The 14,612-nt window shown below is 42.2% G+C and carries 15 protein-coding genes; all 15 read left to right on the top strand.

Features of this window, described 5'->3' with window-relative positions:
• The first annotated feature begins 4 nt into the window (after nucleotides 1–4).
• The 15 genes from nusA to dpaB all read left to right on the top strand — a co-directional run bounded on the left by nusA (nucleotide 5) and on the right by dpaB (nucleotide 14,496).
• Nucleotides 5–1,162: a transcription termination factor NusA gene (gene nusA, locus NCCP133_RS07470; protein WP_264804302.1), complete on the top strand. Its 1,158-nt coding sequence runs from the start codon at nucleotides 5–7 to the stop codon at nucleotides 1,160–1,162.
• 18 nt (nucleotides 1,163–1,180) lie between these two features.
• Nucleotides 1,181–1,465, top strand: a complete 285-nt coding sequence (rnpM, locus tag NCCP133_RS07465) for an RNase P modulator RnpM (protein ID WP_264804301.1) — start codon at nucleotides 1,181–1,183, stop codon at nucleotides 1,463–1,465.
• Nucleotides 1,462–1,764, top strand: a complete 303-nt coding sequence (locus tag NCCP133_RS07460; protein ID WP_264804300.1) for a YlxQ family RNA-binding protein — start codon at nucleotides 1,462–1,464, stop codon at nucleotides 1,762–1,764. Before rnpM ends, NCCP133_RS07460 begins: the two co-directional genes overlap by 4 nt.
• Nucleotides 1,765–1,783: 19 nt before the next feature.
• Entirely contained in the window at nucleotides 1,784–4,009 is a 2,226-nt protein-coding gene (gene infB, locus NCCP133_RS07455; protein WP_264804299.1) for a translation initiation factor IF-2, read from the top strand.
• A complete protein-coding gene (locus NCCP133_RS07450) occupies nucleotides 4,009–4,290 on the top strand; it encodes a DUF503 domain-containing protein (protein ID WP_264804298.1) in 282 nt (93 codons plus the stop codon). Before infB ends, NCCP133_RS07450 begins: the two co-directional genes overlap by 1 nt.
• 17 nt (nucleotides 4,291–4,307) lie before the next feature.
• Complete coding sequence (gene rbfA / locus NCCP133_RS07445) at nucleotides 4,308–4,688, top strand: 30S ribosome-binding factor RbfA (RefSeq protein WP_264804297.1); 381 nt, start codon at nucleotides 4,308–4,310, stop codon at nucleotides 4,686–4,688.
• A 159-nt stretch (nucleotides 4,689–4,847) separates the two neighbouring features.
• Nucleotides 4,848–5,765, top strand: coding sequence for a tRNA pseudouridine(55) synthase TruB (truB, locus tag NCCP133_RS07440; RefSeq protein WP_264804296.1), 918 nt, complete (start codon nucleotides 4,848–4,850; stop codon nucleotides 5,763–5,765).
• A gap of 81 nt (nucleotides 5,766–5,846) precedes the next feature.
• Entirely contained in the window at nucleotides 5,847–6,797 is a 951-nt protein-coding gene (gene ribF / locus NCCP133_RS07435; protein ID WP_264804295.1) for a bifunctional riboflavin kinase/FAD synthetase, read from the top strand.
• Between the two features lie 122 nt (nucleotides 6,798–6,919).
• Nucleotides 6,920–7,189 (top strand): 30S ribosomal protein S15, encoded by a 270-nt coding sequence (rpsO, locus tag NCCP133_RS07430; protein ID WP_264804294.1) that lies wholly within the window; start codon nucleotides 6,920–6,922, stop codon nucleotides 7,187–7,189.
• A gap of 414 nt (nucleotides 7,190–7,603) precedes the next feature.
• Nucleotides 7,604–9,724: a polyribonucleotide nucleotidyltransferase gene (gene pnp, locus NCCP133_RS07425; RefSeq protein ID WP_264804293.1), complete on the top strand. Its 2,121-nt coding sequence runs from the start codon at nucleotides 7,604–7,606 to the stop codon at nucleotides 9,722–9,724.
• Nucleotides 9,725–9,915: 191 nt separating this feature from the next.
• On the top strand, nucleotides 9,916–10,932 hold the full coding sequence (locus NCCP133_RS07420) for a polysaccharide deacetylase family protein (protein WP_264804292.1): 1,017 nt from the start codon (nucleotides 9,916–9,918) through the stop codon (nucleotides 10,930–10,932).
• 40 nt (nucleotides 10,933–10,972) lie between these two features.
• A complete protein-coding gene (locus NCCP133_RS07415) occupies nucleotides 10,973–12,208 on the top strand; it encodes a M16 family metallopeptidase (RefSeq protein ID WP_264804291.1) in 1,236 nt (411 codons plus the stop codon).
• Nucleotides 12,209–12,326: 118 nt separating this feature from the next.
• A complete protein-coding gene (locus tag NCCP133_RS07410) occupies nucleotides 12,327–12,581 on the top strand; it encodes a YlmC/YmxH family sporulation protein (RefSeq protein WP_264804407.1) in 255 nt (84 codons plus the stop codon).
• 416 nt (nucleotides 12,582–12,997) lie between these two features.
• Complete coding sequence (gene dpaA, locus NCCP133_RS07405) at nucleotides 12,998–13,900, top strand: dipicolinic acid synthetase subunit A (RefSeq protein WP_264804290.1); 903 nt, start codon at nucleotides 12,998–13,000, stop codon at nucleotides 13,898–13,900.
• Nucleotides 13,897–14,496: a dipicolinate synthase subunit B gene (gene dpaB, locus NCCP133_RS07400; protein WP_264804289.1), complete on the top strand. Its 600-nt coding sequence runs from the start codon at nucleotides 13,897–13,899 to the stop codon at nucleotides 14,494–14,496. Before dpaA ends, dpaB begins: the two co-directional genes overlap by 4 nt.
• Nucleotides 14,497–14,612 lie beyond the last annotated feature (116 nt).

The raw sequence follows: 14,612 nt of genomic DNA, 5'->3' as shown, positions 1-14,612 counted from the left end.
TCTCATGAGCAGTGAACTTTTGGATGCTCTGACATTGCTTGAAAAAGAAAAAGGCATTTCTCGCGATGTGATTATCGAAGCAATTGAAGCGGCATTGGTATCAGCCTACCGCAGAAACTTTAACCAGGCGCAAAATGTGCGTATTGATTTAAACCTTGGCAATGGAACGATGAGAGTATTTGCACGCAAAGAAGTAGTGGATGAAGTGTTTGATCCGCGCCTTGAAATTTCTGTTGAGGATGCTCAAAGAATCAATCCGAACTACCATGTGGAAGATGTCGTTGAAATGGAAGTAACACCTAAGGACTTTGGGCGCATTGCTGCACAGACTGCCAAGCAGGTCGTTACACAGCGTGTCCGTGAAGCGGAAAGAGGCATCATTTATTCAGAATTTATCGACCGTGAAGAAGATATCATGACCGGAATTGTCCAGCGGACAGATCCTAAGTTCATTTATGTGAGCCTTGGAAAGATTGAAGCGATCCTTCCTGCAAACGAACAAATGCCGAATGAGCATTATCAGCCCCATGACCGCATTAAGGTTTTCATCACAAAAGTAGAAAAGACGACAAAGGGACCTCAGATTTTTGTAAGCAGAACACATCCTGGCCTGCTGAAGAGATTGTTTGAAATCGAAGTTCCTGAAATCTATGATGGAACTGTTGAAATTAAATCTGTTGCCCGTGAAGCTGGAGACCGTTCTAAGATATCTGTTCACTCAGACAATGAAGAGGTGGATCCGGTAGGTTCATGTGTAGGGCCTAAGGGCACTCGTGTCCAGGCTGTAGTAAATGAGCTTAAAGGAGAAAAAATTGACATTGTTAAGTGGGCTGCAGATCCGGTTGTTTTCGTTGCAAATGCTTTGAGCCCTTCAAAAGTGCTTGATGTTATTGTAAATGAAGAGGATAAAGCGACAACGGTTGTTGTCCCAGACTATCAGCTTTCATTGGCAATTGGAAAGCGTGGTCAAAATGCAAGGCTGGCAGCTAAGCTAACAGGCTGGAAGATTGACATCAAGTCAGAAAAGGAAGCCCGTGACTCCGGCATTTATCCGCGTGACGAAACATTGTTAAGCTTCGACAATGATGAATATGAAGACGAAGAGTATGGCAATGATGCAGACTTCGATTTTCAGGATGAACTTTTAGAGGAAAAAGAATAGAGAAAGAGGTGAATGATCGTGAACAATCGTAAAAAAGTTCCTTTGCGAAAATGTGTCGCTACTGGTGAAATGAAGCCAAAAAAAGAACTCGTTCGCATCGTTCGCTCAAAAGAAGGAGAAGTTTCTGTTGACCCGACCGGTAAGAAATCAGGGCGCGGCGCTTATCTTTCCAAGGAAAAGGAAGCAGTTTTATTAGCTAAAAAGAAGAATGTCTTAGCCAATCATTTAGAAGTTTCTATAGATGAATCTATCTATGAAGAACTCTTGGAGTTAATAGAGAAGGAGAAACGGCAATCCAAATGAAATCAAATCAATGGATGTCATTGCTTGGCTTAGCCAATCGGGCACGGAAAATTACTTCGGGAGAAGAGCTTGCTGTTAAAAAGATCAGAAACGGTAAAGCAAAGCTTGTATTGCTGTCTGCAGATGCATCCGCAAATACGGCAAAAAAAGTTACAGATAAATGTAAATCATTCGGGGTTCCTTATAAGCTAATTGAAAACCGGGAGTTGCTCGGCCAGGCTATAGGAAAAGAAACCCGCGTTGTTGTGGCAGTATTAGATGTCGGATTTGCAAAGAAGCTGTTAACGTTGCTCGATTAATACTAGCGGGGGTGAAAGTATGAGTAAAATGCGCGTATATGAATATGCGAAAAAACATAACATCTCAAGCAAGGATGTTATTACAAAATTAAAAGATATGAATATTGAGGTTTCAAACCATATGACAATGATAGAGCCGGCTGCTGTTCAAAAGCTTGACGGCATCTTCACAAAGAATGAGGGGCAGACTCAAAGGCAAAATAAAGCTCAAAATCAGCAAAAGCCACAGGGGAACCAAAAGCCGGCTGCTAATATGGCTGATGATAAAAATTCTTCAGGACCTAAAGCCATGCCTCAAAAATCCGGTGAAAACAGAAGCCAAGGCCAGGGAAACCAGCCAGGCAAAAGCTTCTCCGGCAATAATCGAGGCAATAACAACAATCGAAACAATAACAACAGAAACAATAACCGAAACAACAATAAGAATAAGAACAATAAAGGCAGACAACAGCAGCAGACACAGGCAGCCCCAGCTCCTAGGAAAGTGAAGGAGCTTCCTTCAAAAATTACTTTCAGCGAATCACTGACAGTAGCGGAATTGGCAAAGAAGCTGCACCGCGAACCTTCTGAAATCATTAAAAAGCTATTCATGCTTGGGGTTATGGCAACCATCAACCAGGATCTTGACAAAGATGCGATCGAATTGATTGCCGGTGAATATGGTGTTGAAGTTGAAGAGGAAATATTAGTGGATACTACTGATCTTGAAGTGTATTTTACTGAAGATGATGATGCTAATTTAATCGAGCGTCCTTCTATTGTAACAATCATGGGCCACGTTGACCACGGTAAAACAACTTTGCTTGACTCCATCCGCAATACGAAGGTAACAGCTGGAGAGGCAGGCGGCATCACTCAGCATATCGGTGCTTACCAGGTTGAAGAAAACGGCAAAAAAATTACATTCCTTGATACACCAGGGCATGCCGCTTTTACAACAATGCGTGCACGCGGTGCGAAAATCACGGATATTACAATTCTGGTTGTTGCAGCTGATGACGGTGTAATGCCTCAAACAGTTGAAGCAATCAACCATGCCAAAGCAGCCGAAGTGCCAATCATCGTCGCAGTAAACAAAATGGATAAAGAAGCAGCAAATCCGGACCGCGTTATGCAGGAATTGACCGAGCATGGACTTGTACCTGAAGCATGGGGCGGAGAAACAATCTTTGTTCCGATTTCAGCTATTAATGGCGACGGAATTGATGAGCTTCTTGAAATGATTTTGCTTGTAGGTGAAGTGGAAGAATACAAAGCAAACCCGGGCCGCAATGCAGTAGGTACTGTTATTGAAGCCCAGCTTGATAAAGGCCGAGGCTCCGTTGCAACACTTCTTGTCCAAAACGGTACATTAAAAGTTGGAGATCCAATCGTTGTCGGAAATACATTTGGCCGTGTTCGCGCAATGGTGAATGATCTAGGCCGCCGTGTTAAAACCGCCGGACCTTCAACACCAGTAGAAATTACAGGTCTTAACGATGTTCCTCAAGCCGGAGACCGATTCGTTGTTCTTGAAGATGAGAAGACAGCCCGCCAAGTAGGAGAAGCCCGTGCTTCACAGGCATTGCAGGCTCAGCGCAATGAAAAAACGCGCGTAAGTCTTGATAACTTGTTTGAACACATGAAACAAGGGGAAATGAAAGACTTAAACATCGTTGTAAAAGCCGATGTTCAAGGTTCAGCTGAAGCATTAACAGCTGCCCTTAATAAAATCGATGTAGAAGGCGTAAATGTTCGTATCCTTCATACAGGTGTGGGTGCCATTAATGAGTCCGATATCACATTGGCTGCAGCCTTCAATGCCATTGTAATTGGATTCAACGTCCGACCTGACAATAATGCGAAGCGTGCAGCAGATGCAGAAGACGTAGATATCCGCTTGCACCGCATTATTTACAAAGTGATTGAGGAAATTGAATTGGCGATGCAGGGCATGCTTGATCCAGAGTTCGAAGAAAAAATCATCGGGCAAGCTGAAGTCCGCCAAACTTTCAAAGTTTCCAAAATCGGTACGATTGCAGGGTCGTATGTCACAGATGGAAAAATCACTCGTGACAGCGGTGTCCGTCTAATCCGCGACGGCGTTGTTATCTTTGAAGGGGAAGTAGATGCCCTTAAGCGTTTCAAAGATGACGCTAAAGAAGTTTCACAGGGATATGAGTGCGGTATTACCATTAAAAACTTCAATGACGTAAAAGATGGCGACGTTATTGAAGCATATATAATGCAGGAAGTGGAACGTTAATGGTAATTGGCCTTGCTGCCTGTGAATGCATCATTTATGACACACATTCATTAAAAGAAAAGCGGGCTGTTTTGCAGCGTATCATAATCCGCTTGAAGCAGAGATACAATATATCTGTATCGGAGGTGGACTATCAGGATCTTTGGCAAAGAACAAAAATTGCCATTGTCACTGTTTCATCCACCCAGGTTTCAACAGAACATGAGCTGCAAAATGCGCTGAAAATGATCGATTCGTTCCCCGAAATTGAACGTACGATTACTGATTTAGAGTGGCTTTAAGAAGAGGTGAAATAGAAATGAGCCTTAGAGCAAATCGAGTTGGAGAACAAATGAAAAAAGAACTGGGCGAAATCATCGGCCGAAAAATCAAGGATCCGCGTATAGGATTTGTTACTGTAACGGATGTTCAAGTAACCGGTGATCTCCAGCAGGCAACTGTATTTATCTCTGTATTAGGAGATGAAGAACAAAGGGAAAATACACTTCGCGGATTGGCTAAAGCGAAAGGCTTTATCCGGTCTGAAATTGGCCAGAGAATCCGGCTTCGAAAAACACCGGAAATCCTTTTTGAATTTGATGAATCCATTGATTATGGAAACCGCATTGAGTCATTGCTTCATCAGATTCAGGATGAAGGCCGTTCGAAGGATGAAGACAGTTCAACTGACAAAGAATAATCTTGAATGGATAGACACAATTGTCTATCCATTTTTTTCTAAACATAGGCTATGTTAGTACTGGTTGTTGATTAGTAGCACCCTGTTGAGGAGATCTCCGGAGCGGAAATAAACAGGCAAGGTTAACAGAGCCAAACAATAAATAAGGTGGTACATAATATGGAAGGAATTTTACCGCTATTTAAACCAAGAGGTATGACATCCCATGATTGTGTTTTCAGGCTGCGCAAAATTTTGAGAATGAAAAAAATCGGCCATACTGGCACGCTTGACCCTGACGTAACGGGAGTGCTGCCAATATGCCTCGGCAGGGCAACAAAGGTGGCTGAATATATAACTGAGTCAGGAAAAGCGTATGAAGGGGAAGTAACACTGGGCTTCTCTACAACGACAGAAGATGCCTCAGGAGAAGTTGTTGAGAAGCAAGATGTTACTATGCCGATTACACGCAAAAAAATCGAAAGTGTATTAAAGAGCTTAACCGGTGAGATTACCCAGACTCCGCCGATGTTTTCTGCAGTAAAAGTAAATGGCAAACGGTTATATGAGTATGCCAGGCAGGGAATTGAAGTAGAAAGGCCGTCCAGGAAAGTCCATATTTATTCGATTGAGCTTTTGGATGACAGAGAAATTCTTAATGGTGAAAACATTACATTCCGCTTCCGTGTAGCCTGCAGTAAAGGTACGTATATCCGGACACTTGCTGTCATGATTGGAAGCGCACTCGGTTACCCGGCACATATGTCAGAGCTTATCAGGATAAAATCAGCTTCTCTTACACTTGATGATTGCCTTACTTTTGAGGAGATAGAAGAAAGGATGGAGCAACGTACTATCGCAGATGTTCTTCTTCCTATGGAAGCCGCGCTTTCTCATTTGCCGAAATTTCAAATAAGTGATAAAGTAGCAGAGAAAGTAAAAAATGGGGCTGTATTAACTATCCCTGACCATTTGCTTGATACTAAAGGACCGATTGCTGTAGAGACAAATGAAGGCCGGGTGCTGGCTATATATGAACATCATCCCCGAAAACCAGGTTTGATGAAGCCTGTCAAAGTATTAAGGAATGATCAATAAAACACTTATATAAAAAGAAGGTTTTCTTTTTGTTATTTTTTTAAAGGTCTAGGCTCTGTAGAGAAAAGGTGAAATAATAGCATGGAAGTAATTCATATATCTCATCCCCATGAAGTAGAAAAAAACGATATGCCCAAGATGGCAATAGCACTTGGATATTTTGATGGAGTTCATCGGGGCCATCAAAAAGTCATATTAGAAGCAAAAGCAATTGCCGGACAAAAGGGCTTAAAAAGTGCTGTGATGACATTTGATCCCCATCCGTCAGTTGTATTGGGAAAAAGTGTTCAGCATGTAGAATATATAACACCTCCTCAGGATAAAATTAGCGTTATGGCCAGTTTGGGCATCGATTATTTGTTTATTGTCCGTTTTACGAGGGAGTTTGCAAATCTCCTGCCGCAGGAATTTGTTGACCAATATTTAATTGGACTTAATGCAAAGCATGTTGTCGCAGGCTTTGACTATTCATACGGACGTATGGGCCGGGGTACAATGGAAACACTTTTGTTCCATTCAAGGAACCAGTTTGAATATTCTATCATTGACAAGCTCTCAAACGGAGACGAAAAAATAAGCTCCACGCTTATCAGGAAATACATCCGGGAAGGGAAGACAGATGAATTGCCGGACCTGCTGGGAAGGCATTATACAACATCCGGACTGGTAGTGCATGGGGATAAAAGAGGAAGAACGATCGGTTTTCCAACCGCAAATATTGACCTTTTGGAAGAATACATCATCCCTCCGCTTGGTGTATACTCCGTAAGGCTTCTAACCGATGGCAAGTGGCATGAAGGTGTTTGCAATGTTGGCCACAAACCTACTTTCAATAAGGAAAAGGGAGACAAGCCATCTATTGAAGTCCATGTATTTGATTTTGATGAAGAAATATATGGCAGAAAAGTCACCGTTGAATGGCATAAGCATCTGAGAAGTGAGCAAAAATTTTCCGGCATTCAGAAGCTCATTGACCAAATCGGGAAAGATAAACTGGAGGCACAGCAATATTTTGAGAAAAACAAGGTTTAGCCTTGCTTTTTGTCATAAATAGTTGTATTCTTAGTAACGTACCAAATGAACCTTTGCTTGGCAAGTCGAGTCACCGACGCTTGCTCAGTAACAGGGGATTGGAAATTTAGGAGGTGAACCGGATGGCAATCACGAAAGAACGTAAAAATGAGCTAATCAATGAGTTCAAAACTCATGAAAGCGACACTGGATCTCCAGAAGTTCAAATCGCTGTCCTTACTGAAGAAATCAACAATTTGAACGACCATTTACGTACTCACAAGAAAGACCACCATTCACGTCGCGGTCTTTTGAAAATGGTTGGTAAGCGTCGTAACCTATTGACTTACCTGCGTAACAAGAATGTTGCGCGTTACCGTGAGTTAATCAATAAGCTTGGCTTACGTCGATAATCAACAGAAGCGGGATTTTTTCCCGCTTTTTTATTAGCTTTAAAAAGTTGAATTTTGTTCCAGAATATGAGTTTTTTGCATGAACTGTCTAGCTTCTGGTGCCATCGGTTCAAGGCCGAACGTCTTATGCTAGTCTCCGATAAGCTGCGCCTTACGCTATTCTTATTGTACATACATAATCTATTCTTATTTTAGCGGACGGCAAAATTGTGCATACTATAATATGCATATTTTAAAAATGATTAAAGAGCATTATTGCTTTTGTATATTAAAAAGCTGTATGAGCTGAAGGTGCCCGCAGAGTACTCTAAGTGTTTTGCAGGATTACCGGCAGCCATTGCAGGATAAATAATGATTGAATGGACCAGGCGGAAAGTCGCCGGTCTTTAAGTGAATGCAGAGAGGGGTACAAATATGGGACAAGATAAAAATGTCTACAGCCTTGAGTGGGCTGGGCGCAAATTGACCGTTGAGGTTGGCCAGCTGGCTAAACAGGCCAACGGTGCAGTATTAGTGCGCTATGGCGATACTGTTGTACTTAGTACAGCTACAGCATCAAAAGAACCGAAAAACCTGGATTTCTTTCCACTGACCGTTAACTATGAGGAACGTTTATATGCAGTAGGTAAGATTCCGGGCGGATTTATTAAAAGAGAGGGCCGTCCAAGCGAGAAGGCTATTTTGGCTAGCCGCTTGATCGATAGGCCAATTCGTCCATTATTCGCGGACGGCTTCAGAAATGATGTACAAGTAGTTAGCATGGTCATGAGTGTTGATCAAAACTGTTCATCTGAAATGGCTGCGATGTTTGGTTCATCATTGGCGTTATGCGTATCTGATATTCCTTTCGGAGGACCGATTGCAGGTGTAAGCGTGGGCCGCATTGATGGAGATTTCATAATCAATCCATCTGTAGAGCAGGCTGAAAAGAGCGATATCAGCCTTGTGGTTGCCGGAACGAAAGATGCAATCAACATGGTTGAAGCCGGAGCAGATGAAGTTCCTGAAGAAATTATGCTTGAAGCCATCATGTACGGCCATGAAGAAATTAAACGCCTGATCGCTTTCCAGGAAGAGATTGTCTCTGAGATTGGCAAAGAGAAAATAGAAGTTGTTTTATACCAGGTTGACCAAGATCTTGAGGCTGAAGTGCGAGGCATCTGTGAGAAGGATATGATTACAGCAATCCAGGTTCAGGAAAAGAATGCCCGTGAATCTGCTATTAAAGCAGTAAAAGATGAAATTACAGCTAAATATGTAGCTGAAGAAGCGGACGAAAATAAGCTTAAGCAAATCAAGCAAATCCTTGATAAGATTGTAAAAGCTGAAGTGCGCCGTCTTATTACAGAGGATAAAGTACGTCCTGATGGCCGGGGACTAGATGTCATCCGCCCTCTTTCTTCAGAGATAGGATTACTTCCTCGTACACATGGATCAGGATTATTTACGCGCGGCCAAACGCAGGCCCTTAGCATATGTACATTAGGGGCTCTTGGCGATGTCCAAATCCTTGATGGTTTGGGAATAGAAGAAGAAAAGAGATTTATGCACCATTACAACTTCCCTAACTTCAGTGTGGGGGAAACAGGCCCGATCAGAGGACCAGGCCGCCGGGAAATCGGGCATGGTGCTTTGGGTGAGCGTGCGCTGGAACCAATCATTCCATCTGAAAATGACTTCCCATATACTATCCGTCTTGTATCAGAGGTATTAGAGTCTAACGGCTCTACATCCCAGGCGAGTATTTGTGCGAGCATATTGGCAATGATGGACGCCGGGGTGCCAATTAAAGCACCAGTTGCTGGAATTGCAATGGGCCTAATTAAGTCAGGTGAGCATTATTCGATTTTGACTGATATCCAAGGCATGGAAGATCACCTTGGCGACATGGACTTCAAAGTTGCCGGAACTTCCAATGGTGTAACTGCCCTTCAAATGGATATAAAGATCGATGGCTTATCCCGTGAAATTCTTGAAGAAGCATTGCAGCAGGCCAAGAAAGGCCGCATGCAAATCCTTGATTCCATGCTGAGCACTATAGACCAGCCGAAAAAAGAGCTTTCCAAGTTTGCTCCTAAAATTTTAATGATGTCAATCAATCCTGATAAAATCCGTGATGTCATTGGACCAAGCGGTAAGCAAATCAATAAAATCATTGAAGAAACAGGCGTTAAGATCGATATCGAGCAAGATGGTACAGTATTCATTTCTTCTATAGATGAAGCAATGAACCAAAAGGCGAAAAAGATTATTGAAGACATCGTGCGTGAAGTCGAGACCGGACAGATGTACCTTGGCAAAGTAAAGCGCATTGAAAAGTTCGGTGCATTTGTTGAAATATTCCAAGGAAAAGACGGATTAGTCCATATTTCCGAACTGGCTGAAGAGCGTGTTGGAAAAGTGGAGGATGTTGTATCCCTTGGTGATGAATTACTTGTAAAAGTAACAGAAATAGATAAGCAGGGACGCGTAAACCTTTCCCGCAAAGCAGTATTGCGTGAACAGCGCGAGCAAAAGGAAAAAGCTCAGCAGTAATACTAAAAGCAGGCTTCTATAAGAGGCGCTTTGTATGTGGCTGGCCATTCCTATGAGCCAGGGGAAACCCTGGCTTTTTACATATTCAGGTTTTTCTGCAGGATTCGGCCTTATGTTGCATACCTTAACAAAACGCTTCCGTTCTACCTTGTCCCTTTAACTCATAAAATGAATTGAAGGAGGCATGTTTAATGAGGAAGTATATCCATATTGCGATTATGTTTGTTTTTGCATTAGCGTTTGTCAATAATCCACTGACAGATCAGTATGTTGCTGGTCTTAAGAAAGAATCAGGGGCTGTGGCTGTCTCAAAGCCAAAGGACTCCCTGTATGATGAAATCGAAGCAAAGGCAGCTAAATACCGCATACCTGCTCAGGATGCGAAAATAGATCCCGTTTGGAAAGCTATACCGGGGTACAATGGAATAGAAGTAGATGTCGAGGCATCCTATAAAAAAATGAAGCCTAAACAGAAGTTTTCCGAAGAAAAGCTTGTTTTTAAACAAGTTGAACCAAAAGTAAAGTTAAGAGATCTTCCTCCGGCACCGGTATATAAGGGCCATCCTGATAAGCCGATGGTCAGTTTCATTATTAATGTTGCCTGGGGAAATGAATATTTGTCCGGAATGCTGTCTACTTTGAAGGAACATAATGTATCTGCGAGTTTTTTTCTCGAGGGAAGATGGGTAAAGAATAATCCGGAGCTAGCCAGAATGATTTTGGATGCAGGGCATGAAGTAGGCAACCATTCTTATACTCATCCAGATATGAAAGTGATCTCTTCCGCAAAGGCAAGAGAAGAAATTCAGAAGACGAACAATGTGATCGAAGCAACGATGGATGAAAAAGTGAGAAAGCCAATCACTTGGTTTGCACCACCGAGCGGAAGTTACAGAGATGAGATTGTTAAGATTGCTGCCCAAGAGAAACTAGGAACAGTTATGTGGACGGTAGACACAGTGGATTGGAAAAACCCGGCTCCGCAAGTGCTTATTAGTCGGGTCTTGAGCAAGGTTCATAATGGTGCATTAATCCTCATGCACCCGACTGACTCTACTGAAAAATCACTGGATCAATTGATTCTGGCCCTTAAACAGAAAAATCTCCAAATTGGAACAGTTTCAGAACTATTGAGCGAAGAGAGAATCCGGAAACGAGAAAATAATAATTATGATTTTGGAAAAAATAACAATAATGATTTAAACTAATGGAGCACAGGGTTTAAGGTTTCAGACAGGAGGAATTTACTTGATAAAGAAATATACTTGCCAAAACGGAGTAAGAGTCGTACTAGAAAATATTCCAACCGTCCGTTCTGTGGCGATAGGAGTTTGGATCGGAACAGGCTCACGGAATGAAGATACCGCAAATAACGGAATCTCTCATTTCTTGGAGCATATGTTTTTTAAAGGAACCAAAACTAGAAGTGCGCGAGAAATTGCAGAGAGTTTCGATAGCATAGGCGGCCAGGTAAACGCCTTTACTTCAAAAGAGTATACTTGTTATTATGCCAAGGTGCTGGATACACATTCGGATTTTGCTCTTGAAGTACTCTCCGATATGTTTTTTAACTCTACCTTTATTGATGAAGAATTAAACAAAGAGAAAAATGTTGTATATGAAGAGATCAAAATGTACGAGGATACACCTGATGATATTGTACATGATCTTTTAAGCAAGGCGATTTACGAAAATCACTCGCTCGGATATCCAATTCTTGGGACGGAAGACACTTTAGGTACCTTCAATGGAGATACATTGAAGCAGTATATGCATGAAACATACACGCCAGAGAATGTTGTTATTTCTATTGCAGGAAATATAAACGAGTCCTTTATTAAGGAAGTAGAAAAATACTTTGGTTCCTATAAAGGCGGCAAAAGAGAAAGAACGGAGCAAAAGCCTGAGTTTCATTCTAACAACTTCGCACGCAAGAAGGATACTGAGCAAGCCCACCTATGCATTGGATTTGAAGGCTTGAAAGTTGGACATAAAGGTATTTACAATCTGATTGTGCTTAATAATATTCTAGGCGGAAGCATGAGCAGCCGGTTGTTCCAGGATGTCAGGGAGCAAAGGGGATTGGCTTATTCAGTCTTTTCGTATCATTCTGCTTTCCAGGATAGCGGCATTGTGACACTTTATGGGGGAACAGGTGCTAAGCAGCTGGACGTCCTGTTTGATACCATTCAGGAAACGCTGGCTACCCTTAAAAAGGAAGGCATTACTGACAAAGAGCTGAACAACAGCAAAGAACAGCTGAAGGGCGGCTTGATGCTAAGCCTGGAAAGCACAAACAGCCGCATGAGCCGAAACGGCAAAAATGAGCTCCTGCTGGGCCGCCATCGTTCCATGGATGAAATTATTGAGGAAATTGATGCAGTATCCATGCAAGGAGTAAATGGTATGGCGAACACTATTTTCACAGGTAAATACTCAGTTGCCCTAATCAGCCCGGATGGGGAACTTCCGAAAAATCTTTAAAATTATATATTTCCTAAAAACAGCCTGTATTGCATGCGGGCTGTTTTATTTTGTCCAAGACTTCTAAAAGCGGCTTTTAACAGATAAAGATATATAGAAGAAGAAAGGGGGGCAAATGATGAGATTAAGCGAGTTGAGCGGAAAAGAGATCGTTGATGTAAAAAGGGCGGAACGGTTGGGGGTTCTCGGACAGACAGATTTGGAGATTAATGAAAAAAGCGGGCAAATTCAGGCTTTGCTGATTCCTTCACTGAAATGGTTTGGCTTTAAGCGTCAAGGAGATGAAATACGAGTTGCCTGGCAGCATATCAGAAAGATAGGCAATGATATGATTATCATAGATATACCGGAAGGTGAAGAAGAACCAAAATAAACCAGAGCAAGAGGGCCTTCAGAAGGTCCTTTTTTCAATGTAAAGAAGTATGTTTTGCTATCAAGTTAGAAGTTAGCTTGTCAACAGCCTCCAGCAAACGTTTTCCCAATATTTATCCCCCTTATAAACCCATTTCTTTTTAATGGAAAACTCACCTATTCCTCTTTTCGTACATAAGATGTTGAAGTAGTTTAATATAACAATCCACATACGTATTTAATTGGAGTTGCCGGCCAAGAAACACGCCACACATTGTTTAAATCAGAAGCTTCCTAAGCAATTGCTGTCTCGTGCCTCAGCTATTGTACAGTGGCGTTGCCGGTACGAGGAGATTTTTGCCCGAAGTCATGATGGCAAACGGCTTCAAAAATAAATGCTTTCTTCCAAAAAGAAAGAAAAAAGAAGGTGAGTGTTGCATGCTGACAGGAACCCAAATAGCAGTTATCGGCGGTGATGCAAGGCAGCTGGAAATCATCCGGAAACTAACCGAGCTTGATGCAAAGCTCTCATTGATTGGTTTCGAGCAGCTGGATCATGCGTTCTCTGGTGCGGTAAAAGAAAAAATAGATGAAGTGGACTTTACGAATATAGACGCTATTATCCTCCCAGTGCCTGGCACGGGTCTGGAGGGCCAAATAGAAACGATTTTCTCGAATGAAAAAGTTGTTTTTGAGGAGGACATTCTTTCACAAACACCTGCTCACTGTACGGTTTATTCAGGCATCACAAATTCATATTTAACAGGAATTACAAAGCAGGCAGACCGGCGTTTGGTGCAATTATTTGAGAGAGATGATGTGGCCATTTACAATTCAATCCCAACTGTTGAGGGAACCATTATGATGGCAATCCAGCATACGGATTTTACCATTCATGGCTCTAAAATAGGAGTGATTGGCTTGGGGAGAGTTGGCATGAGTGTAGCCAGAACTTTCCACGCATTGGGTGCGAAAGTGAAAGTTGGGGCCAGGAAGAGTGAACATATAGCGAGGATAACAGAAATGGGTCTTACTCCATTTCACTTAAAAGATATCGAGGATGCGGTTAAAGATCTGGATATTTGCATCAATACAGCCCCCCATCTAGTAGTGACTGCGTCAGTCATTTCAAAAATGCCTGCACATACGCTTATTATTGATCTGGCTTCAAAGCCTGGCGGAACAGACTTCCGCTATGCGGAAAAGCGAGGAGTGAAAGCTTTGCTTGCTCCAGGCCTGCCTGGAATCGTTGCTCCGAAAACAGCAGGGCAAATATTGGCAAATGTTCTTTCTCAATTGATTAAGGAAGACTTGCAAAAGAGAAAGGGGAATACAATATGAGTTTTAAAGGGAAGAGAATCGGATTTGGGTTAACCGGATCACATTGTACGTATGATGCTGTTTTTCCGGAAATAGAAAAGCTGGTTAATGCAGGGGCGGAGGTGCTCCCTGTGGTAACTTTTACAGTCAAGAATACAGAAACAAGATTTGGCAAAGGGGAAGACTGGGTCCAAAGAATTGAAGATTTAACAGGCCATAAAGTGATTGATTCGATTGTTAAAGCGGAGCCGCTGGGACCAAAAATCCCGCTGGATTGTATGGTGATTGCACCGTTAACTGGAAATTCCATGAGCAAATTTGCTAATGCCATGACCGATTCACCGGTGCTTATGGCAGCCAAAGCGACTTTGAGAAATGGAAAACCTGTGATTCTCGGGATTTCTACAAATGATGCACTTGGATTGAATGGAGTAAACTTAATGAGGCTGATGGCTACCAAAAATATTTATTTTATCCCATATGGCCAGGATGATCCAGTTAAGAAGCCAAATTCCATGGTTGCACGAATGACAGCCTTGTCAGATACCGTACTTCATGCGATGGAAGGAAAGCAGCTTCAGCCTGTTGTAGTAGAAAGATATAAAGACGGTAATTAACCCCTGTTTTTTCTAGCAAAAAATTTAGTCCTTTAGTGAACGAATATGTTAGAATAAAGGTTACTAAGATAACCAACCTCCAAGCTGAGTTTAAAAATATTTTAATAATAACAACT

This window comes from Cytobacillus sp. NCCP-133 (assembly GCF_026011715.1).
GTDB lineage: Bacteria > Bacillota > Bacilli > Bacillales > Cytobacillaceae > Cytobacillus.
This window is presented reverse-complemented; position numbering and strand designations above follow the sequence as displayed.

What these genes read in the sequence shown, in the direction of transcription:
- pnp (WP_264804293.1), top strand. Translation starts at nt 7,604, where the DNA reads ATGGGACAAGATAAAAATGTCTACAGCCTTGAGTGGGCTGGGCGCAAA.
- nusA (WP_264804302.1), top strand. Translation starts at nt 5, where the DNA reads ATGAGCAGTGAACTTTTGGATGCTCTGACATTGCTTGAAAAAGAAAAA.
- NCCP133_RS07460 (WP_264804300.1), top strand. Translation starts at nt 1,462, where the DNA reads ATGAAATCAAATCAATGGATGTCATTGCTTGGCTTAGCCAATCGGGCA.
- rpsO (WP_264804294.1), top strand. Translation starts at nt 6,920, where the DNA reads ATGGCAATCACGAAAGAACGTAAAAATGAGCTAATCAATGAGTTCAAA.
- ribF (WP_264804295.1), top strand. Translation starts at nt 5,847, where the DNA reads ATGGAAGTAATTCATATATCTCATCCCCATGAAGTAGAAAAAAACGAT.
- infB (WP_264804299.1), top strand. Translation starts at nt 1,784, where the DNA reads ATGAGTAAAATGCGCGTATATGAATATGCGAAAAAACATAACATCTCA.
- NCCP133_RS07420 (WP_264804292.1), top strand. Translation starts at nt 9,916, where the DNA reads ATGAGGAAGTATATCCATATTGCGATTATGTTTGTTTTTGCATTAGCG.
- dpaB (WP_264804289.1), top strand. Translation starts at nt 13,897, where the DNA reads ATGAGTTTTAAAGGGAAGAGAATCGGATTTGGGTTAACCGGATCACAT.
- dpaA (WP_264804290.1), top strand. Translation starts at nt 12,998, where the DNA reads ATGCTGACAGGAACCCAAATAGCAGTTATCGGCGGTGATGCAAGGCAG.
- NCCP133_RS07410 (WP_264804407.1), top strand. Translation starts at nt 12,327, where the DNA reads ATGAGATTAAGCGAGTTGAGCGGAAAAGAGATCGTTGATGTAAAAAGG.
- truB (WP_264804296.1), top strand. Translation starts at nt 4,848, where the DNA reads ATGGAAGGAATTTTACCGCTATTTAAACCAAGAGGTATGACATCCCAT.
- NCCP133_RS07450 (WP_264804298.1), top strand. Translation starts at nt 4,009, where the DNA reads ATGGTAATTGGCCTTGCTGCCTGTGAATGCATCATTTATGACACACAT.
- rbfA (WP_264804297.1), top strand. Translation starts at nt 4,308, where the DNA reads ATGAGCCTTAGAGCAAATCGAGTTGGAGAACAAATGAAAAAAGAACTG.